General features: G+C 31.0%; 27 protein-coding genes and 1 tRNA gene. All 28 read left to right on the forward strand.

From position 1 onward, the window contains the following. The first annotated feature begins 3 nt into the window (after positions 1-3). The 28 genes from rimM (at position 4) to R3342_RS04845 (ending at position 26,306) form a co-directional block, all read left to right on the forward strand. Entirely contained in the window at positions 4-534 is a 531-nt protein-coding gene (gene rimM / locus R3342_RS04710) for a ribosome maturation factor RimM (protein ID WP_318938524.1), read from the forward strand. Between the two features lie 5 nt (positions 535-539). Next, positions 540-624 (forward strand) — tRNA-Ser (locus tag R3342_RS04715). Positions 625-961: 337 nt separating this feature from the next. Then, positions 962-2,233: a site-specific integrase gene (locus R3342_RS04720; RefSeq protein WP_318938525.1), complete on the forward strand. Its 1,272-nt coding sequence runs from the start codon at positions 962-964 to the stop codon at positions 2,231-2,233. Positions 2,234-2,303: 70 nt separating this feature from the next. Next, the gene (locus tag R3342_RS04725) at positions 2,304-3,149 is read left to right on the forward strand and encodes an RteC domain-containing protein (RefSeq protein ID WP_318938526.1); all 846 of its coding nucleotides are present in this window, start codon (positions 2,304-2,306) and stop codon (positions 3,147-3,149) included. Between the two features lie 363 nt (positions 3,150-3,512). Then, complete coding sequence (locus R3342_RS04730) at positions 3,513-3,791, forward strand: helix-turn-helix domain-containing protein (protein ID WP_318938527.1); 279 nt, start codon at positions 3,513-3,515, stop codon at positions 3,789-3,791. A 150-nt stretch (positions 3,792-3,941) separates the two neighbouring features. Further along, positions 3,942-4,646, forward strand: a complete 705-nt coding sequence (locus tag R3342_RS04735) for a hypothetical protein (protein ID WP_318938528.1) — start codon at positions 3,942-3,944, stop codon at positions 4,644-4,646. A 348-nt stretch (positions 4,647-4,994) separates the two neighbouring features. Next, entirely contained in the window at positions 4,995-5,684 is a 690-nt protein-coding gene (locus R3342_RS04740) for an ATPase (RefSeq protein WP_318938529.1), read from the forward strand. A 199-nt stretch (positions 5,685-5,883) separates the two neighbouring features. Further along, positions 5,884-6,300 (forward strand): HYC_CC_PP family protein, encoded by a 417-nt coding sequence (locus tag R3342_RS04745; RefSeq protein WP_318938530.1) that lies wholly within the window; start codon positions 5,884-5,886, stop codon positions 6,298-6,300. Positions 6,301-6,427: 127 nt separating this feature from the next. Next, positions 6,428-10,267, forward strand: a complete 3,840-nt coding sequence (locus R3342_RS04750) for an efflux RND transporter permease subunit (protein ID WP_318938531.1) — start codon at positions 6,428-6,430, stop codon at positions 10,265-10,267. 10 nt (positions 10,268-10,277) lie between these two features. Further along, a complete protein-coding gene (locus R3342_RS04755) occupies positions 10,278-11,525 on the forward strand; it encodes a TolC family protein (protein ID WP_318938532.1) in 1,248 nt (415 codons plus the stop codon). Positions 11,526-11,533: 8 nt separating this feature from the next. Then, positions 11,534-13,366: an efflux RND transporter periplasmic adaptor subunit gene (locus R3342_RS04760; RefSeq protein WP_318938533.1), complete on the forward strand. Its 1,833-nt coding sequence runs from the start codon at positions 11,534-11,536 to the stop codon at positions 13,364-13,366. A gap of 20 nt (positions 13,367-13,386) precedes the next feature. Beyond that, positions 13,387-15,615 carry a multicopper oxidase domain-containing protein gene (locus R3342_RS04765; RefSeq protein WP_318938534.1) on the forward strand — a complete coding sequence of 743 codons (2,229 nt, stop codon included), beginning with the start codon at positions 13,387-13,389 and terminating at the stop codon, positions 15,613-15,615. A 26-nt stretch (positions 15,616-15,641) separates the two neighbouring features. Then, on the forward strand, positions 15,642-16,211 hold the full coding sequence (locus R3342_RS04770; RefSeq protein ID WP_318938535.1) for a hypothetical protein: 570 nt from the start codon (positions 15,642-15,644) through the stop codon (positions 16,209-16,211). Positions 16,212-16,270: 59 nt separating this feature from the next. Further along, on the forward strand, positions 16,271-16,591 hold the full coding sequence (locus R3342_RS04775; RefSeq protein ID WP_318938536.1) for a P-II family nitrogen regulator: 321 nt from the start codon (positions 16,271-16,273) through the stop codon (positions 16,589-16,591). Positions 16,592-16,606: 15 nt separating this feature from the next. Beyond that, complete coding sequence (locus R3342_RS04780; RefSeq protein WP_318938537.1) at positions 16,607-17,179, forward strand: helix-turn-helix domain-containing protein; 573 nt, start codon at positions 16,607-16,609, stop codon at positions 17,177-17,179. A gap of 178 nt (positions 17,180-17,357) precedes the next feature. Continuing rightward, entirely contained in the window at positions 17,358-17,744 is a 387-nt protein-coding gene (locus R3342_RS04785) for a heavy metal-binding domain-containing protein (protein WP_318938538.1), read from the forward strand. Positions 17,745-17,870: 126 nt separating this feature from the next. After that, positions 17,871-18,296 (forward strand): hypothetical protein, encoded by a 426-nt coding sequence (locus R3342_RS04790; protein WP_318938539.1) that lies wholly within the window; start codon positions 17,871-17,873, stop codon positions 18,294-18,296. 204 nt (positions 18,297-18,500) lie between these two features. Further along, a complete protein-coding gene (locus R3342_RS04795) occupies positions 18,501-18,689 on the forward strand; it encodes an SHOCT domain-containing protein (protein WP_318938540.1) in 189 nt (62 codons plus the stop codon). A 3-nt stretch (positions 18,690-18,692) separates the two neighbouring features. Continuing rightward, positions 18,693-19,079 carry a DUF302 domain-containing protein gene (locus R3342_RS04800; RefSeq protein ID WP_318938541.1) on the forward strand — a complete coding sequence of 129 codons (387 nt, stop codon included), beginning with the start codon at positions 18,693-18,695 and terminating at the stop codon, positions 19,077-19,079. Between the two features lie 32 nt (positions 19,080-19,111). Then, entirely contained in the window at positions 19,112-19,351 is a 240-nt protein-coding gene (locus R3342_RS04805) for a hypothetical protein (protein WP_318938542.1), read from the forward strand. Positions 19,352-19,506: 155 nt separating this feature from the next. After that, on the forward strand, positions 19,507-22,314 hold the full coding sequence (locus R3342_RS04810) for a heavy metal translocating P-type ATPase (protein WP_318938543.1): 2,808 nt from the start codon (positions 19,507-19,509) through the stop codon (positions 22,312-22,314). A 23-nt stretch (positions 22,315-22,337) separates the two neighbouring features. After that, on the forward strand, positions 22,338-22,622 hold the full coding sequence (locus R3342_RS04815; protein ID WP_318938544.1) for a DUF5676 family membrane protein: 285 nt from the start codon (positions 22,338-22,340) through the stop codon (positions 22,620-22,622). Between the two features lie 30 nt (positions 22,623-22,652). After that, entirely contained in the window at positions 22,653-22,973 is a 321-nt protein-coding gene (locus R3342_RS04820) for a YHS domain-containing protein (protein WP_318938545.1), read from the forward strand. Between the two features lie 123 nt (positions 22,974-23,096). Further along, a complete protein-coding gene (locus tag R3342_RS04825; RefSeq protein ID WP_318938546.1) occupies positions 23,097-24,398 on the forward strand; it encodes an APC family permease in 1,302 nt (433 codons plus the stop codon). 12 nt (positions 24,399-24,410) lie between these two features. Continuing rightward, complete coding sequence (locus tag R3342_RS04830) at positions 24,411-24,593, forward strand: SHOCT domain-containing protein (protein ID WP_318938547.1); 183 nt, start codon at positions 24,411-24,413, stop codon at positions 24,591-24,593. Positions 24,594-24,604: 11 nt separating this feature from the next. After that, the gene (locus R3342_RS04835; RefSeq protein WP_318938548.1) at positions 24,605-24,991 is read left to right on the forward strand and encodes a DUF302 domain-containing protein; all 387 of its coding nucleotides are present in this window, start codon (positions 24,605-24,607) and stop codon (positions 24,989-24,991) included. Positions 24,992-25,060: 69 nt separating this feature from the next. Then, positions 25,061-25,567 (forward strand): hypothetical protein, encoded by a 507-nt coding sequence (locus R3342_RS04840; RefSeq protein WP_318938549.1) that lies wholly within the window; start codon positions 25,061-25,063, stop codon positions 25,565-25,567. Between the two features lie 358 nt (positions 25,568-25,925). After that, entirely contained in the window at positions 25,926-26,306 is a 381-nt protein-coding gene (locus R3342_RS04845) for a cytochrome c (protein ID WP_318938550.1), read from the forward strand. The last annotated feature ends 26 nt before the right edge of the window (positions 26,307-26,332 follow it).

Raw genomic sequence — 26,332 nt, forward strand, 5'->3', positions numbered from 1 at the left:
ATAATGCGTAAAGAAGATTGTTTTTATTTAGGCAAAATCGTAAGAAAACATAGCTTTAAAGGGGAAGTTGTAGCAAAATTAGATACAGACGAACCTGAACTTTATACAAATTTGGAATCAGTATTTGTTGCCTTTGGCAGCCAACTGGTTCCTTTTTTTATTGAAAAGAGTTTACTTCAAAAAGGAAATCAACTGCGCCTTAAAATAGAAGATGTTAATAATGAAGCAGAAGCAGATGAAATTTTAGGAGGTGAAATTTATCTACCATTAGAATTTTTACCAAAATTAACAGGTAATAAATTTTATTTCCATGAAATTATCAATTATAAAATGATAGATGAAAATCATGGGGATATTGGTGTAATAACTGGTATTAATGATAGAACTGCACAGCCATTATTTGAAATCAATGCAAATGGCACAGAAGTTTTTATACCAATGATTGATGATTTTATTATAAAAGTGGATAGAGATAATAAAACAATTTTGGTTAAAACCCCAGAAGGGTTAATTGATTTATACTTGAATCCATAAAACTTAGAGAGGTGGCCGAGTGGTCGAAGGCGCACGCCTGGAAAGTGTGTATACGGCAACGTATCGAGGGTTCGAATCCCTTCCTCTCTGCGAAAACAATAACAAATTTTAGTAAAACCCATTAAAATATAGGGTTTTCGAAGTTTTTTTATTTTAACACCATCATTTTGTTTGGTATAATTTCATATATTAGGTCAACAAATCGGTCAACAAATAAAAAAAATAAATTTGTTGACCGAATTATTGCGATAGACCTTGAAAACACTTAGATTTTATATTTCTAAAATCAATTATATTTAGTGTTAAAAAGGCTTCGTAATTTGATTTAAAAGTTCACAAAAAGGTTATACTTTTATGTGAAATGATTTTGCCATAGTTGATTTGACTTTCGTCTTAAAAAAAGTTTAACTTAAAAAAGACGACAACTATGAAAACAACAACCACTTTTGCAATCCTAATTTGGATTAATGCTTCACGTGCTAAAAACAACGAAGCAGAACTTTTCGCAAGAATTACTGTAAATCAAAAACGAGTTAATATTAGCTTAAAACGGAAAGTGAATATTGAATCCTGGGATAAAGCCAAATCAAGGGTAAAAGGAACTAGTCAAGAAGCACGTATCATAAATGGATACATTGATCAAACCCAAACAGCCTTATTTCAAGCTTATCAAGATTTAAAAGCTGAAAGAAAAATAGTTACTTCACAAGCAATTAAATCAAGATTTTTAGGAACAGACCAACAACATTATTCTCTTCAGAATATAATTGATTATCACAATGCTAATACTGTTCATAAGTTGCATAAAGACACAATGGGGCTTTATAAAACTACCCAAAGGTATTTAATGGAATTTGTGCTTAAAGAGTTCAAAACATCAGATATATATCTACGTGACCTCAATTATTCATTTGTTTTAAAGTTTGATAATTTTTTACGTTCCTATAAGATGTCAAGAAATAAAAAATTAATTGGTAATAATACTATTATAAAGCACATTCAACGTTTACGTAAAATGGTTACAATGGCATTTCATATAGAATGGATAAATAGGGACCCATTTGTAAAATATAAACCAGTATTTGATAAGTCTGAACGTGAATTTTTATCGGCGAAAGAATTGAAGTCTATTGAAAACTTTACTTCAGATATAGAACGTTTAAGCATTGTCAAAGATTTATTTATTTTTAGTTGCTATACCGGTATTGCTTATGTGGATATTATGCAACTTAAAAAAGATAATATTTTACTAGGGATTGATGGCGGTCAATGGATTGTAACGAAAAGGCAAAAAACAAATACACCAGTAAAAGTTCCAATTTTAGAACAAACACAGTTAATTATTAACAAGTACAAAAACAATGTAAGAGCTGTGTCAACGGGTTCATTGCTGCCTTTACTTTCTAACCAGAAATTAAATAGTTATTTAAAAGAAATAGCCGATTTATGTAAAATAAAAAAGAACCTTACTTTTCATATGGCACGTCATACTTTTGCAACAACTGTAACATTAACTAACGGAGTTCCAATAGAAACCGTTTCAAAATTGTTGGGACATACAAAATTGGCAACTACTCAAATTTATGCAAAAGTTATTGAGCGAAAAGTAAGTGATGATATGAATGCATTACAGAAAATTTTAAATTACAATAGTAATGAAATAGAAGTAAATAATAAAAATTTAAAGCATTCTTCATAATAGTTATTTTCCTTTGGTTATTTTTAAAGAATTAGTAATTTTAGCCGCTGAAAAAGACTAAAAATTACGAATGAAAAAAATTGCTGAGATTATTGCTAATTATAGCAATGAGCTTTTTGAAATTGAACAGCTCCAACTTAAAGAATCCAAAAAACTTAAGAAAAAAATTGAACTCACTAAAGATTGTTTAAATAAACTAAGATTATATATTAGAGAAATTGATTTCCCTTCGGAAGAGGAGGAAATCAATTTTTTTAAATATCAAAAGCCTGGCGTTTATGGTAATCTAAAATACTTTTCACATATAAATAAGTATCAATTAGTAAAACCAAAATCAAATCTCACTAAACAAAAGAAGCTCATCAATGGGTATTTAGACAAACTAGAAAATTGGAAAGTAAAACATCTTGGTTTTTATAGGTACTATGAACAAAATGATACATCATTTGACGCTGCATACTTTTTAAGAAGAAATACGCAACTCGAATTGATTTTTGACACCTTACACTTAGATCGTGAACCGGAATTTTCAACCAGTTATGATTTGCAAGCTGCTAAAGTAATTGCATACAATCTACTCACAAATTATTACGAAAAGGAACTAATCAACATCAAGCAACTTGAAAATAATCTGCCAGTTAAAGAAGTAAAACCTAAAATTTTAACAGACATACCTTGGACGGCTTCAAAAACAGAATTAGCAGAATTAGTAATTTCTTTAATTGCTTTTGGTGCTATAAAAAATGGAAATGTAGATATGAAAAAAATTGCTGAAGGCTGTAAAGAACTTTTTGGAATAGATTTAGGAAATATTTATAATACATATACTCAAATTAAGTCAAGAAAAAAAGACCCAACAAAATTCCTTGACAAATTAAAATTTTCCCTAATCAAAAAACTGGAAGCAGATTTGTAAAAAAAACTATACAGACTGAAAATAAGCTTGTTAGTAGCATTTGAAATGTTAAAATTTCTAGTAGTAAATAGTAGCTATTAATTACTACTATTTTTCATATTTAAGACCTTTTCAACTTCAAAATTGTCGTTTTTTATAGTTTTCTAGGCTTCGAAATACTAAATAATCATCATTCAATATTCTAGTTAAAAAATATTTTCTCTTACATTTTTGAATATCAGTTGAGTAGCTATTTTCAAATGTTAAATTTTTTAGTAGCTACTAACAACTATGTAAAAATATTAAATCAACTTTCCCAGTTTTGTAGCACGAAAGTCAAATCGCTATAAAACAATTTTATCAACTTAAAACCATTTTAAAAAAATGCCAACACAAATTATTACAACAGATGATTTAAGAGAATTCAAAACAGAATTATTAGATGAAATCAAAACCCTCTTAAAAAAAAGTGCAGCAGTTGGAAACAAAAAATACCTCAAATCTGCTGAAATGATGAAACTGTTAAAAGTCAGCCCGGGAACCTTGCAAACATTACGAATCAACGGAACACTTCCATACACCAAAATAGGTGGAATTATTTTCTATGATGCCGATGAAATTCAACAAGTAATGAATGAAAACAAAATTCATAACAATTTTTAAACAGTTAACCATTATAAAATGAATAGAATGAATAGATAGAAAACTAAGATGCTGACTTGATTTTTAGTCTTGGTTTATGCTGAGCACAGTCGAGGATTTTGCATCAAGGCAAAATGAAAAGAATGGAAAAAATAAAAATATTAATTTAAAATGCCTGAAATCAATTACATAAAACACCTCAACAGTGTATTCCAACAATTTTCAAAAGACAGTCGTTTAAATCCAACACATATCAGTCTGTATATAGGCTTGTTTTACATCTGGAATTACAACCGTTTTCCGGATTCATTTTTTATCAATCGTGAAGAAGTTATGAGTCAATCAAAAATTGGCTCAAAATCCACCTATCATCGATGCATAAAAGAACTAAGTCATTGGAAATATGTAAAATATTATCCGTCTCACAACCCATTTAAAGGAAGTAAAGTAAAGATGTTCAATTTTGATACAAGTATTGTTACAACTAATGGTCAAGCAGTGGACTTAAAGAATCCCATAAAAGGACAAGCATTGGTATCTTATATAAACATTAATAAACATAATACAAACTTTATTAAACTAGAGGCAATCGCAAAAGAAAAATTAATTTTTGAATTTTTTAAAAAAGAAAAATGGCCAGAATTGGAAGCCAAAAAATTTTTTAATCATTACCAGGGAATCGGTTGGAAAGTCGGTGGAAAAACAAAAATAGTTGATTGGCAAGCCACCGCCCGAAGCTGGATGTTAAAAGCTGATGAAATGAAATTGTCAGCTCGAGCGAAGTCGAGAGCAAACAATAAAACCGATTTACCACTTAACCATTTTCAAGACAACCTCCACACCAACAACAACAAAAATTACAATGAACCACTTTAAGCCTATTCCAGATTCGTCATTCTGAACTTGTTTCAGAATCTCATCAATGGATACAAAACCAATATGAAAAAGCAACCACTTCTAATAACCATAAAAAATTTAAAATGAACCTTTCTTTTTAGGAAGAATAACACTTAAAAGCTTCGAAATCCAGTCACGTAGTGACGCGAAGTTTTAAGTGTGGTGCTACAAAGCAGCAATTCCTGCTAAAAAGTCCCCTTTCTTTGGTTCGTTTCTTTGGGGAAACAAAGAAATGAACAAGAAACAAAAGAAATTAAAATCAGATTAGATTTTTTTTGGACAAGCAAAAAATGAATAGATAAAAGAATTTATTTAAATCTAAAAACTATGAAAAACCAACCTCACATCAAAACAGAAGGAACCTCTAAATTCCAAATCGGAGAAATAAAAGGAAATATAATTCATTACGATTTCGAAAAAATAAAAACCTACCTCAACATAAAAGGGCACCAACTATTCGGACAAAACTTCAGAATTTATAAAGAAGACGAACCTTTGTTATTCAAACTCTGCTGCTATTTTATTCAGGATCATTACAGCTGTGCTCAAATGGGAATCGACACCAACAAAGGAATATTATTAACCGGACCAGTTGGTTGTGGAAAAACCTCTTTAATGAAATTATTACCACACTTGGCACCACATAAAACAAATTATGAAATCATTCCAACTCGCAACATCGTATTCAATTTCAATGCAAACGGATATGAAGTACTCGAAAAATACAACGAAACCAAAAACTACTGCTTTGATGATTTAGGAGTAGAACCAACTGGAACACATTATGCAAAGGAATGCAATGTAATGGGTGAAATCTTACTCTCCCGTTACGATCTATTTACTCAAACCGGTCAGAGTCAGTGTCAAGGTCATCGTCAAAACATAAAAACCCACATCACAACCAACCTCAATGCCCAGGAACTCGAAAAAAGATACGGCAGCAGAGTAAGAAGCCGATTAAGATCTATGTTTAACTTAATTAGTTTTGATAATTTAACAACTGACAAGCGTAAATAGTTAAACATCTAAGTTCAGAATAATAAATTAAAATAAACTGATTAAATATTTTACGTTAGAGGCTGCTCAAATTCAACAAAAAAACAACATTAACCTCAAATTTAAACATCCGTTTTTCTCCTTTTTTAGTTTTGTGTTTTTTAATTTTAATAAAATTTTTACAGTCCAAATAATTTTTTTTATATCTTTGTAAACAATTATGAGAGAAATCTTTAAAAAAATAGGAGCCGTTTTAATGTCATTAGTAGTACTGTTTTCTACTATGTCATTTACTGTAAGTGAGCATTTTTGCGGTGATCATTTAGTTTCTGCTGCTATTTTTTCAAAAGCGAGTTCTTGTGGTATGGATATTAAAAAACAAGGTGTTGATAAAGAATCTTGTACCCAAACTGATAATTGTTGTAAAGATGTGATGAAACAATTTAACAGTCAAAATGTTGTTAAAACTAACTTTGCTGAATTAACTAATAATCAACAATTCTTTGTTGTTGCCTTTACATACTCATATCTAAATTTATTTGAAGGATTAGAACAAAACATCATTCCTTTTAAAAATTACAATCCTCCTCTATTGGTCACAAACATACAAGTTGTAGATCAAGTTTTTATCATTTGATTTTATTGTTTTTTTAGGTGTTAACAGGCTTAAAATTGTGTTGCAGTTTTGACAGCCTTGTTAAATTCACGTATATATCATTTTTTGATATATACATTATTTAAAAAAATTATAAAATCAAATTAACATGCTTAATAAAATAATTCGCTATTTTCTTGAAAACAAGTTAATAACATTTATACTACTTCTTTCATTTGTAATTGGAGGAATTGTAACAGCTCCTTTTAATTGGAAAACATCTTTAATTGAAAGAAATCCTATTCCTGTAGATGCTATTCCTGATATTGGAGAAAATCAACAAATTGTTTTTACAGAATGGAAAGGACAATCTCCTCAAGATATTGAAGATCAAATTACCTACCCATTAACCACTGCATTACTTGGTATTCCTGGTGTAAAAACTATTAGAAGTAATTCCATATTTGGTCTTTCAAGTATTTACATCATATTTAATGATGATGTAGATTTTTACTGGAGTAGGACAAGGATACTTGAAAAATTAAATTCCTTACCTCCAGGAACAGTACCTAAGGAGGTGAAACCTGCTTTAGGCCCAGATGCAACAGCATTGGGACAAGTTTATTGGTACACTTTAGAAGGGAGAAATCCAAAAACAGGAAAACCAACTGGCGGTTGGGACCCTCAAGAATTAAGAACCATTCAAGATTTTTATGTTCGTTATTACTTAACCGCTACTAGTGGCGTTTCAGAAGTTGCCTCTATTGGTGGTTTTCTAAAAGAGTATCAGATTGATATTGACCCTGATGCAATGAAAGCCAATAACGTAAATGTAAAAATGATAATGAATGCTGTTAAAAACAGTAATTTAGATATTGGTGCACGAACCTTAGAATTTAATAAAGTAGAATATTTAGTTCGCGGTTTGGGTTATATTAAAAACTTAAAAGATCTAGAAGAAAGTGTAGTTACAGTTAAAGACAATGTTCCTATCCGTTTAAAAGATGTTGCCAAAATACAATTTGGACCAGCAACTCGTAGAGGTGGACTTGACAAAGGTGGTGTGGAAGCCGTTGGGGGTGTTGTAGTAGCTCGTTATGGTGCAAATCCGTTAGAAGTGATTCAGAATTTAAAAAAGAAAATTGCTGAAGTTGCTCCAGGATTACCTTCAAAAACTTTAGCGGATGGTACCGTTTCTAAAATAACCATTGTCCCTTTTTATGATCGCTCTGGTTTGATTCATGAAACTTTAGGAACCTTAGAATCTTCCCTCTCTCATGAAATATTAATTAGTATTCTTGTAGTTATCGTATTGGTTTTAAACTTACGTGCTTCCGTTTTAATATCCACTTTATTACCTGTTGGTGTTTTAATGACCTTTATTTTAATGAAATATTTTCATGTAGATGCTAATATTGTGGCTCTTTCAGGAATTGCTATTGCTATTGGCGTTATGGTTGATGTGGGAATCGTATTTACCGAAAATATTATACGGCATTTAGAAATGCCTGAAAACCATGGAGCTTCAGGAAAAAAACTAGTACAAGTAATTTATGCTGCCACGGTTGAAGTTGCGTCAGCAATTATGACTGCCTTAGCAACTACCATTGTTAGCTTTTTACCAGTTTTTGCCATGCAAGCATCCGAAGGAAAACTATTTAGACCTTTAGCATTTACCAAAACATTTGCATTAGTTTCTTCATTATTTATAGGAATTATGTTTATACCGGCTTTAGCACAAGTACTATTTTCTATAAAATTAGATAAAAAGAAAACAAGCAGAATATTTAATTCTTTATTAATAGGTTTTGGAATTGTTTTTTTAATAGCCTACGGAAGTGTAATTGCTTTGGCTTTAGTAGCTTTTGGAGTAAATAATCTGTTAACTCAGGTATCAGAACGTACTTTCTTAAAAAACAGCATAAAATTACCGTACTCTGAAAAAATTGCTAACTATATTAATATTGGTATTACCGTATTAATTGTAGTTTACTTTTTAACGGTAGAATGGATGCCTTTAGGGGCTTCAAACTCAACATTAATTAATTTTATTTTTGTAATTATAATTGTTGGTGTGGTTTTAGGATTGTTAATGACCATTGTTCATTTCTATAATGTAGTTCTAAAATGGTGTTTAGAAAATAAATGGAAATTCCTTTCAATACCTATTATTGTAGTTTTCTTTGGAGCTACTATCTGGTTAGGTTTTGGTAAAGTTTTCGGTTTTATGCCAAATTTTGTAAAAACCAATAGCGCTTGGAATAGCTTAGAAAATACATTTCCTGGAATTGGAAAAGAATTTATGCCAGCTTTAGATGAAGGTTCTTTTTTATTAATGCCAACCACCATGCCTCATTCTGGTATTACAGAAAACAGAGAGATAATAGCATCTATTGATAAACGTATGAATGCTATTCCTGAAATAGCAACTTCCGTAGGTAAATGGGGACGCGTAAATTCTGCTTTAGACCCTGCTCCAACATCTATGTTTGAAAATACCATTAATTATATTCCAGAGTATATTTTAGATGCAGACGGTAGAAAAATTCGATTTAAAGTAAATAAAGAGAAGGCTTTTATATTAAAAGATGGCACCACCTATAAATATGGTAAAAATAAATTTAGAAAAATTACAGAAGATGAATTAATTGAAGATGAAGATGGCGAGTATTTTAGACAATGGCGACCAAAAATTAAAAAAGCAGACGATATTTGGAAAGAAATTGTAAAACATTCTAAATTTCCAGGGTTAACTTCTGCCCCAAAATTACAGCCAATTCAAACACGTTTAATAATGTTATCTACTGGAATGCGAGCACCTATGGGAATTAAAGTGTTCGGTCCAACCTTAGAGTCCATTGAAAAAACTGGTTTTAAGTTGGAAAATTTGTTAAAACAAGTTCCTAGCATAAATCCTTCTACCGTTTTTGCAGATAGAGTTGTTGGAAAACCTTATTTAGAAATAAAACTTAACCGACAAGCAATGTCTAGATATGGATTAACCATAAAAGACATGCAAATGCAATTAGCTGTAGCTGTTGGTGGTAAACAACTATCTACTTCTGTTGAAGGAAGAGAACGTTTCCCAATCCGAGTTCGTTATGCTCGTGAATTTAGAGATAATCCTGATGATTTAAAGAAAATTTTAATTCCAACTCCTGCAGGTGTTCAAGTTGAACTAGGGGAATTGGCTTCTATAAATTATGTTCGTGGACCACAAGTTATTAAAAGTGAAGACACTTTTTTAACAGGGTATGTTATTTTTGATAAAAAAGATGGTCACGCAGAAACTAATGTAGTTGAAGATGCTCAAAAATTAATTAAAGATAAAATAGATACCGGTGAATTTAAATTACCAAAAGGTGTTACCTATCGTTTTACAGGAAATTATGAAAACCAAATTAGAGCATCAAAACGTTTAATGTTAGTGGTTCCAATTTCATTAATTTTAATTTTATTGATTTTATATTTTCAATTTAAACATGTTTTACCATCGTTAATGGTATTTACAGGAATTTTTGTAGCTTTTTCAGGTGGGTTTATTATGATTTGGTTGTATGGTCAAAACTGGTTTTTAAACTTCAGTTTTGCAGGGGTACAGATGCGAGATTTGTTTCAGCTCCACACCATTAATCTTAGTGTTGCGGTTTGGGTAGGATTTATCGCCTTATTTGGTATCGCTACGGATGATGGGGTAATTATGGGAACCTATTTAACCCAAGTATTTGAAGAAGAAAAGCCAAAAACGGTTAAAGATATAAGAGCATCCATTTTACATGCAGGCTCAAAAAGAGTTCGTCCAGCAATGATGACTGCAGCCGTTGCAATTATTGCGTTAATACCAGTACTTACCGCAACAGGGAAAGGAGCTGATGTTGTTGTGCCTATGGCAATTCCTTCTTTTGGAGGTATGCTATTACAAGTTATGACCATGTTTGTGGTTCCTGTGTTATACAGTATGTGGAAAGAACATAATTTAAAGAAAGAATTAAAAAAATCACAAGCTTAAATTTATAAAAATGAACCTAAAAATTTATAACTTAATTTTCTTTAGTTGGTTGTTACTACTAAGTGCTAACGCTTTTAGTCAGACCACTTTAGAAAATTACCTGAAAATTGCAGCCGAAAATAATCCTGAATTAAAAGCAACATTCAGTGCATATATGACTGCTATGGAAAAAGTTCCTCAAGTAGGCGCTTTACCGGATCCTCAAGTTGCATTTGGTTATTTTATTGAACCTGTGGAAACACGTGTTGGGCCTCAAAAATGGAAATTTAATTTAGCCCAAAGTTTTCCTTGGTTTGGTTTGTTAGAAGCAAAAGAAAATGTAGCAACTGACATGGCTAAAGCTAAGTTTGAAAAATTTGAAAATACTAAGTCAAATCTATTTTTTGAGGTTAAAACAGCTTTTTATAATTATTATTTTATGGAAAAAGCCATTAATATAACCAAACAAAATATGGATATTTTACAGGTTTTTAAACGATTGTCTTTAGTTAAAATTGAAGCAGGAAAAGCATCTATTGTGGATGAATTACGTGTGGAATTAGAGTTGAATGATTTAGAAAATAAGTTGGCATTATTTAAGGATACAAAAAATACTATCCAAACTAATTTTAATAATTTATTAGCCAGAGAAGTTTCTAATAGTATTGAAATACCCGATACTTTGTGGCAGGATAAATTGCCTTTTGATAAGTTAAATATGCTAGATGAAATTTATAATAATAACCATCAGTTAAAAAGTATAGATTACCGATTAAATGCTTTTGAAAATCAAGAAGTTGTTGCTAAAAAAGAAGGATTACCTAAATTTAATATCGGTTTAAATTATACCGTGGTGGATAAAAATCCTTCTTCAACTGCTGTTGACAATGGTAAAGATGCATTTTTGTTTCCTTCTGTAGGAATTAAAATACCTATTTTCAGAAAGAAATACAAAGCCTTAATTAAAGAGGCAAAGTTATTACAAGAAGCCGAAACCTATAAAAAAGAAGATAAAAAAAATGTGTTAAGCACTATTTATACTTCTTCCTATAAAAATTATAGTGATGGCGAAAGACGAATAGCATTAAACAAAAAACAAGCACAAATAGCAAAAAAAGTACTAGATGTTTTAATTACCTCTTACTCTACAGATGCAAAAGATTTTGAAGAAGTATTACGCATAGAACGTCAGTTATTAAAATATGAATTGGCATATCAACAAGCCTTAATTGATAAAAATGCTGCCATAGCATTTATGAACTATTTAATTGGAAAATAAAGAATATTATGAAAAAATATAAAAATTATATCATAGCAATCAGTATTTTAATACTCGGAATTATTTTAGGAAACGTGTTTTCTGGAGATAATACAAAACCCTCTCACAACGAAGGTGAGCATAATTTTGTTCAAGACCCTGTTACAAAATTATGGACTTGTTCTATGCACCCACAAATAAGAATGAAAAAACCAGGAAAATGTCCTATTTGTGGAATGACTCTTATTCCTTTAGATGATAGCAAGGAAACTGGAGAAAAAATAGCTTCCAATGAAATTGTTATGACACCTGAAGCTATACAATTGGCAAATATTCAAACTTCTGTAGTTGAAAAAGGAAATGCTGTCAAAGAAATTCACCTACTAGGAAAAGTAAAGCCTGATGAAAGACGCTTATACTCTCAAGTTTCTCATATTCCGGGACGTATTGAACGTTTGTATGTAAACTTTACAGGTGAAAAAGTACACAAAGGACAAAAAATTGTTCGCATTTATTCCCCTGATTTAATTTCTGCTCAAAAAGAATTATTTGAAGCTATCAAATCAAGAAAAATTTACCCTCAATTATATACGGCATCACGTAATAAATTAAAATTATGGAAATTATCTGATAGCCAGATTAATGCTATTGAAAAATCAGGAAAGGTACAAGAGCAAATAGATATTTTATCCGATTATTCAGGCTACGTAATGAAACGGAATGTAGAATTAGGAGATCATATTATGGAAGGAACTAACTTATATGATATTGCAGATTTAAATGACGTTTGGGTAATGTTTGAAGCTTACGAAGCAGATATTCCTTGGATACAAGTTGGAAACACAATAGATTTTACTATCAGTGCAATTCCAAACAAAGATTTTAAAGGAAAAGTAACCTATATAGATCCTTTTGTCTCGTCAGCCACAAGAGTTGCAAAAGTTAGAGTAGAAATCAAAAATCCTGGAAGTAAATTACTACCTGAAATGTATGCTAATGGTATTATTAAAGCGAAATTAACTAATGTTAAAAATGCCATTATAGTCCCAAAATCCGCAGTACTTTGGACAGGAAAAAGAGCTGTAGTTTATGTAAAAGTACCTCATAAAAAAACCATTTCATTTGTGTATAGAGAAATTATTTTAGGACAAGATATGGGCGATTTTTATATTGTAGAAAAAGGTCTAAAAGAAGGTGAAGTTATTGCAACCAATGGCGTATTCAGAATTGATGCTTCGGCACAACTAATTGGTCAAAAAAGTATGATGAATCCAACTGGAGCAAAAGGCAACACTGGCGGAATGGCTGGAATGGATATGGGTGGAGGCAACAAAAAGAAGTCTAAAATGAGCGATGCGGAAATGAAAAAAATGAAAAAACCTGCTAAAAACATGGTTATGATAGACAAATCTAAAATTGATTCTAAGTTTAAAAAACAATTAGGAAGCGTTATTGACACTTATATTAATTTAAAAGATGCTCTTTTTAAAGGTGATTTTGCACAAGCAAAAGCACAGTCAGAAAAAGTTAAAAATGCTTTAAACAATGTAGATATGTTGCTTCTTTTAGGCGATGCTCATAACGAATGGATGAAAGATTTAAAAATATTAAATTTAGCAACAATAAATATTATCAACGCTGAAGATATTGAAAATCAAAGAATTAATTTTGCGAAGTTAGGTCCTGCTCTAGGAGAATCTATTGATAAATTTGGTTTTAAAAATGCTGATAAACCACTTTATTTAGAGTATTGCTCTATGAAAAAAACTTATTGGCTAAGTTATGATAAAGTCATTAAAAATCCTTTTTATGGCAATGCAATGCCAACCTGTGGAGAAGTTACAAAACAATATAAAAATTAAATAATAACAACTTAAAATATATGAAAGGAATAAATTTGAAATTCATTTTGTTAATGTTGGCATTTGTTGTAACAACAATAAATTACGCTCAACAAAAAAAAGATTTGTTAACTGAAATTAAAGGAGATACCACAGTTTATCATTTAAATATTAATAAAACAAAAGTAAATCTTGCAGGAAAAAAAGTAAATGCAATGTCTATTAATGGATCCATACCTGGTCCTACATTAAAATTTAAAGAGGGTGGATTTGCAGTAATCTATGTTAGAAATAACATGGATGTTGAAACTTCAGTTCACTGGCATGGTTTATTAGTTCCAAATTATTATGATGGAGTTCCTTACCTAACAACACCTCCTATAAGACCAGGTCATACGGAAAAATATGAGTTTCCATTAAAACAATCTGGTACTTATTGGTATCATGGACATACGGGATTACAAGAACAAATAGGAGTTTATGGTTCAATTATAATTGAACCTAAAGAAAAAAAAATAGCTTATGATAAGGATTTGGTGTTGGTTTTTTCTGATTGGACTAATGAAAAACCTTCAAGTGTATTAAAAACATTAAAACGAGGAAGTGATTGGTATAATATAAAAAAAGGCACCTCAACGCCGCTAAATGAGGTATTAAAAAGAAGAGCTTTTAGTGCACAATTAAAATTTTGGAAACAACGTATGGAAAGTGCTGATATTGCCGATATTTATTATCCTGCTTTTCTAGTTAATGGTAAGTCTGTTCAAAATTATACTGATTTTAAGCCTGGAGAAAAGGTAAGGCTTAGAATTATAAATGCAGGTGCTTCTACTTCATTCTGGTTAACTTTTGGAGGTGACACACCTACTTTAGTATCAGCAGATGGTAAAAATATAGTCCCCGTAAAAAGAAACAAAACTTTTATTGCAATTGCAGAGACTTATGATTTTATAGTAACGATACCTGAAAATGGGAGAATTGAAATTAGAGCAACATCACAAGATGGTACAGGAAAAACATCTGCCTTTTTAGGAACAGGAAAAAAACTTGTAGCTCTTGATGTACCAAAACCTGATAAGATTGAAATGATGAAAAAAATAGCAAAAATGGATATGAAGATGGGTGCACCAGCTCTCGTTTTTAATTCACGTAAAAGTGACCCCTATAAGATGATGAAAAAATATGGTATGAAAATGTCTAGTTCAAAAAATAAAAAAATGGCTGGTATGGATATGATAATGAAAAGGACAAGTAAAAATCTATTTTCTAAATATAATTATGATTATTTAAAATCACCAAATAAGACTAGTTTTAGTAAGGATATTCCTGTTAAAAATATATTATTAAACCTTACCGGAAACATGCAACGCTACGTTTGGAGCTTGAATGGTAAGCCGTTATCTGAAGCTGATAAAATTAAAATTAAATCAGGTGAAGTAACAAGGATTACACTTAATAATTTGACAATGATGAGTCATCCAATGCATTTACACGGTCATTTTTTTAGAGTTATTAATAAAAATGGCGATTATTCTCCACTAAAACATACGGTTAATGTAGGACCAATGCAAAAAGTAACCATAGAATTCTATGGTAATGAAAGTGGAGATTGGTTTTTTCATTGCCATATTTTATATCATTTAGTTGGAGGTATGGCAAGAGTTGTTAGTTATGGAACTCCTAGAGATACACGATTAAAAATGTATCCTGTTTCAAAAATTATAGATGAAACTAATCGATTTTATTCTTGGAGCAATGCAGATATAGCCTCCCATATGATAGGATTTAACTTTACAACTTCAAATATTAGAAATCAATTTAATATAACTACCGAATATGGGTGGAATAAAAATTTAGAGTCAGAAATCACTTATGAAAGGTACTTGCAGTCTTATTTTAGAATTTTTGGAGGCGTTAATTTTGAAAATACATCTAAGGATAATCTTAATAATATAACTACAACTGCAGTGATAGGTATGCGCTATTTAACCCCTTATTTATTTAATCTAGATGTACGAATAGATAGTAAATTACGTCCAGATATTAGTTTGAGTAGATCAATAATGATATTTCCTAGAACTGTAATTTTTGGATACTATGAATATAAAGCGAATTTTAATTGGTCAAATAAATTACCAAGTGGTATTAATTATCAAAAAGATATTACATGGAATTCTGGGTTGGAATATATAATTTCCAAAAACATATCTGTTTTTGGAAGTTATGATAATAGATTTGGAGCTGGAGGAGGTTTTTCATTTCGTTTTTAAAAAATAATAAATAAAAATATTATACCATGAAAACAATAAATTTAACAACAATTTTAGTAGTCATTTTTACAATAAGTGTATCAATTTCAAACTATGCACAACAAAATCATAACCACAGTAAAATAAAGACGATTTACGCAAAAAGAAGCATGATGGAAGGTGATATAATGCAACAAAGTCCTAATATACAATTTAACGATTCCAATTTAAATAAGGCATATATGCATTATATAATGATTAATACTGCTTTGACAAAATCAAATATTCAGAAAGTAAAAATGATATCAGAAAGGTTAATAGTCATTTTAAATAATTATGGTAAAGCTTCAGAATCTATAGCAATAGCAAGTAAACTAGCTGAGAGCTCAGATTTAAAAGGTCAACGTAAATTATTTGCAGAATTAACTATCTCAATAGCTCCATTTTTTAAAGAAAGCATTACAAAAGGTAAAGTTTATAAAAACTTTTGCCCAATGGCAAATGGTAATGGTGCGTATTGGCTTTCAAATTCGAAAAATATCGTAAACCCTTATATGGGAGAAAAAAGTCCAATGTCTAGTTGTGGCAGCATAAAAGATACTTATAAATCTATATAAAAACATTTGGATTTTTTTTAAATTTTAAAAATTAAAAATAACCCTCTAATAGCAGTATTATGAAAGAAATTAAAGCATTTATCCGTCCAGAAAAATTAAACTTCGTAGCTCAAAACCTTAAAAAAGAACACTTTTGTTGTTTTACGGTATTTGAAGGAGAAGGAGTTGGTGATTACGCAGATCCTGATACAGAATTTCCAAGTTTAAATTTTCCTTTTTTACATAACAAAGTAGTTAAAATTGAACTTGTTTGCGATAAAAAAAACGTAGATAATATTGTACAAACCATTAGAGAACATGCTAAAACTGGTCATAGTGGTGATGGGTTAATCTATGTTAGTAATGTAGAAAGTAAAATTCGGATTAGGGATGGAGAATAATTAAATCAATTAAAAATGGAACCGCAAAATTATATAATAATAGTTAAAAATATGGTATGCGATCGCTGTATTAAAGTAGTTAAGGAAGAATTAACAAAAAACAACATTAAGTTTGTTAAAGTTGAATTGGGTAAAATTTATGTAAAACAACAATTAGTAGCTACTAAAAAGGAAACTTTAGAACGAATTTTAGAAAAGGAAGGTTTTCAAATAGTAGATCAACTCGATTCAATTTTAGTAAATAAAATAAAAACCTTAATAATTGAATACATTCACTACGGCAAACAAAAATCTAACACACAAAGTTACTCTTCTTTTTTAGCAGCCACTTTAAAGACGGATTATTCACATTTAAGTAAAATTTTTTCTGAACTAGAAGAAAATACAATTGAACATTTCACTATTCAACAAAAAATTGAACGTGCAAAAGAACTGCTAATGTACAATGAATTAAGCCTAAGCCAAATATCGTATGACTTAAATTATAGCAGTCCGCAACATTTATCACGTCAATTCAAACAAATTACAGGAATAACGCCATCTCAGTTCAAAACATCAGGTTTTCGAAATAAATTAGATACAATTTAACCATAATTATGCACAATAATAAAAAAGAATAATCAGAAATTTGAAGTACTAAATTAGTTGATTTTAAAGAAGTTAGATGATAAATTAAAAATAATAAAAAATGAAAACAAAAATTTTAATCGCACTTGTAACAATAGGAATTTTTACAGTTGCCACCGTAAAAGGGCAAGAAACGCCTATGAAAATGGATTCAATGAAAATGAATCATAGCAAAATGAATATGCAAATGAATAATAGTAAAATGGATATGAAAGAGGACGCTATGAACATGAAAAACATGAAAGATAAAAAAATGAATATGAAAAAAGATTCAATGAAAATTGATCATAGTAAAATGAACATGAATATGCAAATGGATCACGGTAAAATGGATATGAAAGAGGATGCTATAAACATGAAAAATAAAGAAATGAATATGGATCATAGTAAAATGGCTAAAATGTACACTTGCCCAATGCATCATGATTATGTGAGCAATAAACCAGGTAATTGTCCAAAATGTGGCATGACTTTGGTTAAAAAAATAAATACACAGCAAAAGGGCATTCATCATAAACGTGAATAAACATTAGTAGAAAGTCCTGAAGTAAAGAAAAGGATGTAACTCCAAGAGGTTAGTTAATTTTGATTGAATAACGCATTCTTTTCTTACTCAGGCACAACTTTATTAACCAAATAAAAAGAAAAAATTATGTTCACAAAATTTAAATTAGGCACTTTAATAGCACTTTTAGTAATAATTTCTAGTTGTTCTACTTCAACAAAAGAAAACAAAAATCAAAACGTAATAAACTCTAAAGAAAAGGTTGCTCCTCTAAATTCAAGTATAACAAAAAATACAAAACTTAAGCCAAGTTTAGTATGTTTTGTTAATAATAAATATATGGGAATTGATCAAATTCCAGTATTGGTTGAAGGCAAAACGTATTATGGGTGTTGCCAAGATTGTGTTGGTAAATTGAAAAATATAAGAAGTGCTCGCTTTGCAAATGACCCGTTAACTGGAAAGAAAGTAGATAAAGCGTTAGCCTACATCACAATGGCACCCGCAGGAAATCAAGATGTTTTATATTTTGAATCAGAACAAAATTATTTAAACTATATAAAAAATAATTAACAATCTCATTGTTGAATTTGAATCGGAAATGGCTATAAAAGTAACTCCTCTAAGCTAAATACATATTAAAAATTTCTCATTGCCATTTTCGATTTTTTTTTAATAATTTTTTGATTTAACCATTAACTAATAGGAAGGTATTACAATTCTCTTAGTTTTGAAAAGAGCAATCAAAAAAAGTTTAATCTGTAAAATAATAAAGTTATGATGTACACATGGATTATTGCATTAGGAATTATCTTCTTAGGTGGTATCCTTTACACAAGAAAAAATAGAAGCCAAATCCTCAAAAGAGAAAATCCTTTAGAAATACTAAATAGACGGTTCGCAAGTGGTGAAATTACCAAGAAAGAATATGAGGAAAGAAAACGTATTATTAATTCAAATAAATAAAATATGAACTATTATTTTGACAAAATGATTAATGGAACTTTTGAAGATGTTATCGATAAAGTTACACAAGAATTGAAAGTAGCAGGTTTTGGTATACTCACAGAAATTGATGTAACAGCAACCTTGAAGAAAAAACTGGATGTAGATTTTAAAAAATATAGAATATTAGGAGCTTGTAATCCTCCATATGCCTATAAGGCATTACAAGCAGAAGAAAAGATTGGAACAATGCTTCCCTGTAATGTTATAGTACAAGAAGTTGCAGCAGGCGTTATTGAAGTTGCTGCAGTAAACCCTCTGGCATCAATGCAGGCTGTGGAGAATAAAGAACTAGAAAAAATTGCAAATGAAATTAGATTAAAACTTGAAAAAGTTATTGAAAACATTTAGTAATATAATTATAAACCTTTAAAAATATAATCATGAAAAATCTATTCAAACTTGAAATATTAGAGACAAACAAGACTCTCACATTAGAAGAGCAAAATGATTTTCGCCTGAAATTTAAACCCTTGTTAAAGATAGCAGGAATTCAAAGTCTTTGCCTAGAGCAAAATGAGCTGTATATTGAATTCGATCCTATAATGTTCAATAAAGCTTCCTTCAAACATATCTTAAATGAAATGGCATTTCCTTTGAAACTTAATAAAATACTAGTTTAATGATATTTTAGTTATTGCAAAAAAACTAAATGATAAAGTAAGCTGGTCTAAAATATTAGTGGCAGTTATAATAGCAGCTTTAAATAATTATATAAAATTTCATAAAAAAACTAATATAGTTATAAGTAATTTTAATCTTTAAAAATTAAATTATTATGAAACATACCTACAAAATAACAGGAATGACTTGTGTTGGTTGTAAAACTAATGTTGAGTCGGCTTTAGGGAATTTAAAAGAAATTACTAAAGTAACTGCTAATTTAAAAAAAGAAGAAGTTGTTGTTGAAATGACATCGCATATACCTATAGAAAAATTGCAACAAACACTTTTGCTTGCAGGTCTACATTATACTATTTCAGCACCAACTGCTGAAGGTAAAAAGGCTAGTAATACACACTCACACAGCCACCACAAATCCGACACACCTTCTAAAAAAACCGGCAGCGGATTATATCACTGTCCTATGCATTGTGAGGGTGATAAAACCTATGATAAACCCGGTAATTGCCCAATTTGCAAGATGAAATTGGTTGAACTTCCCGCACAAGCTATCAAAACAGAATACACTTGTTCTATGCATCCAGAAGTTATTAGTGATAAACCTGGAAATTGTCCAAAATGTAAAATGAAACTCATCCCAAAAATGAGTATTGGAAAAACGGGACATGAGCATCACAATCATAAAATAATAGCTCCTCAACATACCCATTCACACGACAACGATAGTTCAAGTAATAATAAAGGCATCTTTTATTGTTCTATGGGCTGTGAAGGAGACAAAACATATGACAAACCAGGAAGTTGTCCAGTTTGCGGTATGGATTTAATTGAGCAACCAAAATTGGTGCTAGGTTCAAAATATACTTGCCCAATGCACCCTGATATAATTAAAGACGAACCTGGTGCTTGCCCTATTTGTGGTATGGATTTAATACCCATGGAACCCGATGAAAGTGAAGAGCAAAAAACTTACAATGAGTTGGCAAAAAAAATGAAAATTGCCACAATTTTTGCTGTGCCAGTATTATTAATTTCTTTATTTGCCTACTTGCCAAGTAATCCCTTACTAACTGTAATGAAACAATATAACTGGGATTGGGTGCAATTTGCCTTAACCTTACCTGTGGTGTTTTATGCGTGTTGGATGTTTTTTATACGCGCTTGGAAATCTATCATTACTTGGAATTTAAATATGTTTACATTGGTAGGCATAGGCACAGGTGCCGCCTTTATATTCAGTATAGTAGGACTTGTTTATCCCGATGTGTTTCCCCAAGAATTTAGAGGTGAGTCAGGTGATGTAAGCTTGTATTTTGAGGCTACCGCTGTTATTTTAACCCTAGTTTTATTAGGCCAATTATTAGAAGCTCGGGCACATAGCCAAACAAGTGGCGCTATTAAAGAATTATTAAAATTAGCACCTTCCGAAGCAACATTAGTTATTGATGGCGAGGATAAAATAGTGCCTATTCATGCTATTAAAAAAGGTGATTTGCTACGTGTAAAACCAGGAGAAAAAATTCCGGTTGATGGTGTAATTTACGAAGGAAAAAGTAATATTGATGAATCAATGATTACCGGAGAGCCCATTCCTGTTGATAAAACGGTTGATGATAAGGTAAGTTCGGGGACTATAAATGGCACACAATCTTTTATTATGAAAGCAGAACGTGTAGGCTCTGAAACTTTGTTGTCACAAATTATTCAAATGGTAAGTGATGCAAGTAGATCTAGAGCACCCATTCAAAAATTAGCCGATACCATATCAAAATACTTTGTACCCATAGTGGTATTGGTTTCCATAATAACCTTTATTATTTGGGCAAATTTCGGACCTAATCCTGCTCTAGTTTACGCTTTTGTAAATGCCGTTGCCGTATTGATTATAGCCTGTCCTTGTGCCTTGGGTTTAGCAACACCAATGTCGGTTATGGTTGGTGTAGGTAAAGGTGCACAAAGCGGAATTTTAATTAAAAATGCCGAAGCCCTTGAAACCATGAATAAAGTCAATGTTTTAATTACCGATAAAACCGGAACGCTTACCGAAGGAAAACCTTCTGTCGAAAAAGTAATAGCCTTAGAAGGTAACTCATCCGATTTATTACAACAAATAGCATCATTAAACCAATACAGCGAGCATCCATTGGCTCAAGCTGTAGTTAATTATGCCAAAGAAAATGAATCTAAATTAAGTAAAGTTACCGATTTTGAGGCTATAGCGGGTATGGGCGTTATCGGTACGGTTGTTAAAAAGAAAATTGCCTTAGGGAATGAAAAATTAATGCTCAAAATGAAAGCAACTATTTCTGATGACTTAAAAACTAAAATTATTGAAGAACAAAAATTGGGTAAAACCGTTTCTTATATTTCTGTTAACCAAAAAGGGGTTGGTTATGTTAGCATCTCCGATGCCATAAAATTAACTAGTAAAGAAGCTGTAAAAACGTTAATGGCAAAAGGCGTAGAAGTTATTATGATGACTGGTGATAATGAAAATACTGCTAAAGCGGTAGCTGATGAATTACACCTAACCAATTTTAAAGCCGGTTGTTTACCTGAAGATAAATTAACACTAATTAAAAAACTGCAGGAAAAAGGAAAAGTAGTTGCCATGGCGGGTGATGGTATTAATGATGCACCAGCATTGGCACAAGCCAATGTAGGAATTGCTATGGGAACCGGTACCGATGTAGCCATAGAAAGCGCTACAATAACTTTGGTTAAAGGCGATTTACAAGGTATTGTAAAAGCAAAAAATTTAAGTCATGAAGTGATGAAAAACATCAAACAAAACTTATTTTTCTCCTTTGCGTATAACGTTTTAGGTGTACCAATTGCGGCTGGTGTCTTATTCCCTGTATTTGGAATTTTATTATCACCAATCATTGCGGCTTTAGCCATGAGTTTTAGTTCAGTTTCGGTTATTACAAATTCATTACGATTAAGAAGTATTAAAATTTAAAATAACAATTAAAAAATACGATTATGAATAAACTATCTGCAAAAAAAATGAGTATTGCCTTTGGTTTAACAGGTGTGCTAGTGTATTTCGGATGCATTATTTTTATGGCTATACTAGGCCAACAGAATACTGTTAAGTTTTTCAATAACTTTTTGCACGGTTTAGATACAACCTCTATCATTAATATGAATGTTTCAATTACCAATAATTTATTTGGTGTGTTACAAACATTTGTACTCTGGGCATTAATTGGTTTTAGTATCGCGACCTTATATAATATATTATCCATAAAAAAATGGAAAGAATAATTTAATTAAATAACAATGAAATATATTAAAATGATTTTTTTACTTAATGGTTTGTTATTTCTTTCATCATGTATGATGTTGGCACCAAATCATACGTCAAGCGTGCATCAAAAAAATCCCAGCATAGCAAAAGATATAGTTTGTGGAGATTCTGTTGATATTAATCAAACACAATTTTCTACAGTTTACCTTGATAATACATATTATTTCGATTCCGTGGAATGTTTAAATAAGTTTAAGCAGGCTCCTAAAATGTATGTGAACAATAATCAATCACATTCAAACACAAACTGGCTATATTGGGGGGCAGGTGCTGCAGCAATGGGAGCCATAATGCTTATAATGCTTTAAAAAAGATGAATTAATAACTTTAAAATTAAATAATTAAATATAAAACAATACGGATGTTTATTTTAAATCCACACATTTTAGTTACTACAACGGTTTAGGTGGAGTTTTATCTATAAGATATTTATGAATAATAACTATAAAAAAGATAGCATATCACTAATAGGAGCAGTGGCATTAGGAACTGGTGTAATGATTGGTGCTGGCATTTTTGCTTTATTAGGTCAGGTTGCTGAACTGTCAGGCAATTTATTTCCATTTGCCTTCATTGTTGGAGCGATAATTTCAGGATTTAGTGCCTATGGTTATATCAAGATGTCAAATGCGTTTCCTTCATCAGGAGGCATAGCCATGTACTTGGTAAAAGCCTACGGAAAAGGAACCGTTGCGGCATCAAGTGCGCTGTTAATGGCTTTTTCAATGATTATTAACGAAAGTCTGGTTGCTCGTACTTTTGGATCTTATACGTTGCAGCTCTTTAATGTTAGCAATAATGGTGTTTGGGTATCACTTTTAGGTGTTTTCCTCATAGTTGGTGCTTTTCTAATTAATATTTCCGGAAATAACATTATTGGAAAGTCTTCATTAATAATGGCTATTATAAAGGTTGGCGGTATCGCTATTTTTGCTATAGCTACTTTATGGATAGCAGGATTTTCATTTCAGGATAGTATTTCTGTAAGTAACTCCTCAAATTATGTGATAGCTGATTATTTAGGTGCATTAGCCTTGTCTATTTTGGCGTACAAAGGATTTACAACAATTACGAACAGCGGCGGAGAAATTGTAAACCCAAATAAAAATGTAGGGAGAGCTATTGTTATATCTCTTGTAATATGTACCGTAATTTATCTCTTAGTAGCATTTGCTGTCTCTTCAAGTTTAACGATTTCAGAAATTGTTACAGCCAAAGATTATTCACTGGCTGAAGCATCCAAACCTGCCTTTGGAAAATACGGACTATGGTTTACCGTTGGTATTGCAATAGCAGCTACAATATCTGGAATTATAGCCAGTATTTTTGCCGTATCAAGAATGATGGCAATGCTAACAAATATGAAACTTATCCCGCACAACCATTTTGGCATGTCTGGAAATATTCAAAGACACATGTTGGTTTATGTTGCTATCATTGCTATTTTATTAACCATTTTTTTTGATTTAAGTCGTATTGCATCTCTAGGAGCTATATTTTATTTGGTGATGGACATAGGAGTTCAATGGGGCATACTAAAAAATTTAAGAAAAGAGATAAAGGCCAATTCCTTTATGGTGCTAACAGCAATAATTTTAGATATAGTAGTTTTAAGTGCCTTTTTATGGATTAAGGCAAGTTCAGATATAACTGTTATAATAGTTGCATTAGTAGTCATGATGCTTATCTTTTTTGGCGAAAAATGGTTTTTGAAAAGAAACAATAACAAATAAAAAATAGAAATTATGATGTACACATGGGTTATTGTATTAGGAGTCGCTATTTTAGGAATTTTACTATATACAGGAAAAAACAGCAGTAAAATTCTCAGAAGAGAAACGCCCCTTGAAATCTTGAACCGCCGATTTGCTAATGGTCACATCACCAAAGAAGAATACGAAAAACAAAAACGGATTATTAATTCTTAAATTTAAAAATCATGAAGTATTATTTTAACAAAACCCTAAAAGGGACTTTTGATCAGATAATTGACAAAGTAACAGAAGAACTGAAAAAAGAAGGTTTTGGTATTTTGACCGAAATCGATGTAAAAGAAACACTAAAAAAGAAACTTGATATTGACTTCAAGAAGTATAAAATATTGGGAGCCTGCAATCCGCCTTATGCTCATAAAGCTTTAGTGACCGAGGATAAGATTGGTACTATGTTGCCCTGTAATGTCATCGTTCAGGAAATTTCAAAAGGAATGGTTGAAGTTGCGGCAGTCAATCCGATGGCTTCCATGCAATCGGTAGAAAACAAGGCTTTAGGGGATATTGCCCAAGAGATTACCGCAAAATTGAAAAATGTAATTGAAAAACTTTAGTATCCAACTTTTTTCTATTGCCAAAAACAGAAAAGAATTAAATAATAATTAACACTAAAACAAAGAAAAATGAAAACAATTGTAAAAACTTTATTGATTATTGGTGTAATAGGCTCATTGGTGAGTTGTAAATCCACCTTTAATGCTTCCGAAACTTTGGGAAAGCAAGAAAATAGAAATGCGGTTTATCAAGAGATAATTTCGAATCCAAGCCAATTCAGTGAATTTATCGACTTGGCACAGCAGGATGACGGGGCACGTAAGATAATGATGAAGAAACATATGCAAATGATGGAACCTGGAAAGATGAAAGCGATGATGAAAAGCAATCCTGAAATGAAAGAAAAAATGAAATCTCATATGCAAAAAATGATGGAGGAAAATCCTGAAATGAAAGAAAAAATGCAAACAATGATGCTCGATAAGATGTTAAAAAATCCAGAAGGTAGAAAGATGCTAATGCAAAAAATGAAGGAAAACCCGAAAATGATGGAAGCGATGATGAAAAACCCTAAAATGAAAGAGAAAATGATGGAGGAAATGAAGAACAAAAAAGAAGACTCCAAAGAATATTAACACAACAAATAACACTTAGAGCCTGTTTTGAAATATTTCAAAACAGGCTTATATAACCAAAAATTAAAAATATGTTGATGCTGGTATAGCCTTGGGTGTAATAGCTTTTATATGTGGTGTGTAAAAAAGGGAATAAGCTAATAAAAAAGAGAGTCCTAAGGATATTTTGAACAGTAGCTTCGCTAATAGTGAAATTGCCAGAGAAGAATGCGAAGAGCAAAAACGAATTATCAATTCTTAAATTTAAAAAAGAATGAAAACAACAATTTATATAGTAGCAATCTCAATGCTGTTTTTGACAGCTTGTAAAAATAAAAAAAAGCAAACGAACGCTACTCAAATGCAACCTGGAATGCAAATGCATAACTCATCGATGCCAATGAATCATGGAATAGTAACTACTGGTTCTACTCAAACAAAATGGGTAGCACCAAGTTCAGCAAAAACAATTAAAAGCCCTTTAAAAATGGAGGCTAATGATGTTAAAGCTGGAGAAGCATTATTTACTCAGACGTGTGTTATTTGTCATGGTATAAAAGGTGAAGGAAATGGTATGGCAGGTGCGGCTTTAATACCAAAGCCAGCAAATCTCACGCTAAACTCAGTGCAATCACAAACAGATGGTGAATTATTTTGGAAAATAACAAATGGCAATCCGCCTATGTCAGCCTATAAGGATATTTTAACTGAAACACAACGTTGGCAATTGGTAGCTTATCTAAGAACCTTTAAAAAATAAAAAATAATCTATACCGCCGCTAATTC

Source organism: Lutibacter sp., from assembly GCF_033723435.1.
In the GTDB taxonomy this organism is placed as follows: Bacteria; Bacteroidota; Bacteroidia; order Flavobacteriales; family Flavobacteriaceae; genus Lutibacter.

Excerpts from the sequence above, each read along its gene's own strand:
- rimM (WP_318938524.1), top strand. The coding sequence starts at position 4 with ATGCGTAAAGAAGATTGTTTTTATTTAGGCAAAATCGTAAGAAAACAT.
- R3342_RS04760 (WP_318938533.1), top strand. The coding sequence starts at position 11,534 with ATGAAAAAATATAAAAATTATATCATAGCAATCAGTATTTTAATACTC.
- R3342_RS04775 (WP_318938536.1), top strand. The coding sequence starts at position 16,271 with ATGAAAGAAATTAAAGCATTTATCCGTCCAGAAAAATTAAACTTCGTA.
- R3342_RS04790 (WP_318938539.1), top strand. The coding sequence starts at position 17,871 with ATGTTCACAAAATTTAAATTAGGCACTTTAATAGCACTTTTAGTAATA.
- R3342_RS04755 (WP_318938532.1), top strand. The coding sequence starts at position 10,278 with ATGAACCTAAAAATTTATAACTTAATTTTCTTTAGTTGGTTGTTACTA.
- R3342_RS04815 (WP_318938544.1), top strand. The coding sequence starts at position 22,338 with ATGAATAAACTATCTGCAAAAAAAATGAGTATTGCCTTTGGTTTAACA.
- R3342_RS04800 (WP_318938541.1), top strand. The coding sequence starts at position 18,693 with ATGAACTATTATTTTGACAAAATGATTAATGGAACTTTTGAAGATGTT.
- R3342_RS04765 (WP_318938534.1), top strand. The coding sequence starts at position 13,387 with ATGAAAGGAATAAATTTGAAATTCATTTTGTTAATGTTGGCATTTGTT.
- R3342_RS04840 (WP_318938549.1), top strand. The coding sequence starts at position 25,061 with ATGAAAACAATTGTAAAAACTTTATTGATTATTGGTGTAATAGGCTCA.
- R3342_RS04770 (WP_318938535.1), top strand. The coding sequence starts at position 15,642 with ATGAAAACAATAAATTTAACAACAATTTTAGTAGTCATTTTTACAATA.
- R3342_RS04780 (WP_318938537.1), top strand. The coding sequence starts at position 16,607 with ATGGAACCGCAAAATTATATAATAATAGTTAAAAATATGGTATGCGAT.
- R3342_RS04835 (WP_318938548.1), top strand. The coding sequence starts at position 24,605 with ATGAAGTATTATTTTAACAAAACCCTAAAAGGGACTTTTGATCAGATA.
- R3342_RS04730 (WP_318938527.1), top strand. The coding sequence starts at position 3,513 with ATGCCAACACAAATTATTACAACAGATGATTTAAGAGAATTCAAAACA.
- R3342_RS04785 (WP_318938538.1), top strand. The coding sequence starts at position 17,358 with ATGAAAATGGATTCAATGAAAATGAATCATAGCAAAATGAATATGCAA.
- R3342_RS04740 (WP_318938529.1), top strand. The coding sequence starts at position 4,995 with ATGAAAAACCAACCTCACATCAAAACAGAAGGAACCTCTAAATTCCAA.
- R3342_RS04805 (WP_318938542.1), top strand. The coding sequence starts at position 19,112 with ATGAAAAATCTATTCAAACTTGAAATATTAGAGACAAACAAGACTCTC.
- R3342_RS04745 (WP_318938530.1), top strand. The coding sequence starts at position 5,884 with ATGAGAGAAATCTTTAAAAAAATAGGAGCCGTTTTAATGTCATTAGTA.
- R3342_RS04825 (WP_318938546.1), top strand. The coding sequence starts at position 23,097 with ATGAATAATAACTATAAAAAAGATAGCATATCACTAATAGGAGCAGTG.
- R3342_RS04845 (WP_318938550.1), top strand. The coding sequence starts at position 25,926 with ATGCATAACTCATCGATGCCAATGAATCATGGAATAGTAACTACTGGT.
- R3342_RS04795 (WP_318938540.1), top strand. The coding sequence starts at position 18,501 with ATGATGTACACATGGATTATTGCATTAGGAATTATCTTCTTAGGTGGT.
- R3342_RS04725 (WP_318938526.1), top strand. The coding sequence starts at position 2,304 with ATGAAAAAAATTGCTGAGATTATTGCTAATTATAGCAATGAGCTTTTT.
- R3342_RS04820 (WP_318938545.1), top strand. The coding sequence starts at position 22,653 with ATGATTTTTTTACTTAATGGTTTGTTATTTCTTTCATCATGTATGATG.
- R3342_RS04735 (WP_318938528.1), top strand. The coding sequence starts at position 3,942 with ATGCCTGAAATCAATTACATAAAACACCTCAACAGTGTATTCCAACAA.
- R3342_RS04830 (WP_318938547.1), top strand. The coding sequence starts at position 24,411 with ATGATGTACACATGGGTTATTGTATTAGGAGTCGCTATTTTAGGAATT.
- R3342_RS04720 (WP_318938525.1), top strand. The coding sequence starts at position 962 with ATGAAAACAACAACCACTTTTGCAATCCTAATTTGGATTAATGCTTCA.
- R3342_RS04750 (WP_318938531.1), top strand. The coding sequence starts at position 6,428 with ATGCTTAATAAAATAATTCGCTATTTTCTTGAAAACAAGTTAATAACA.
- R3342_RS04810 (WP_318938543.1), top strand. The coding sequence starts at position 19,507 with ATGAAACATACCTACAAAATAACAGGAATGACTTGTGTTGGTTGTAAA.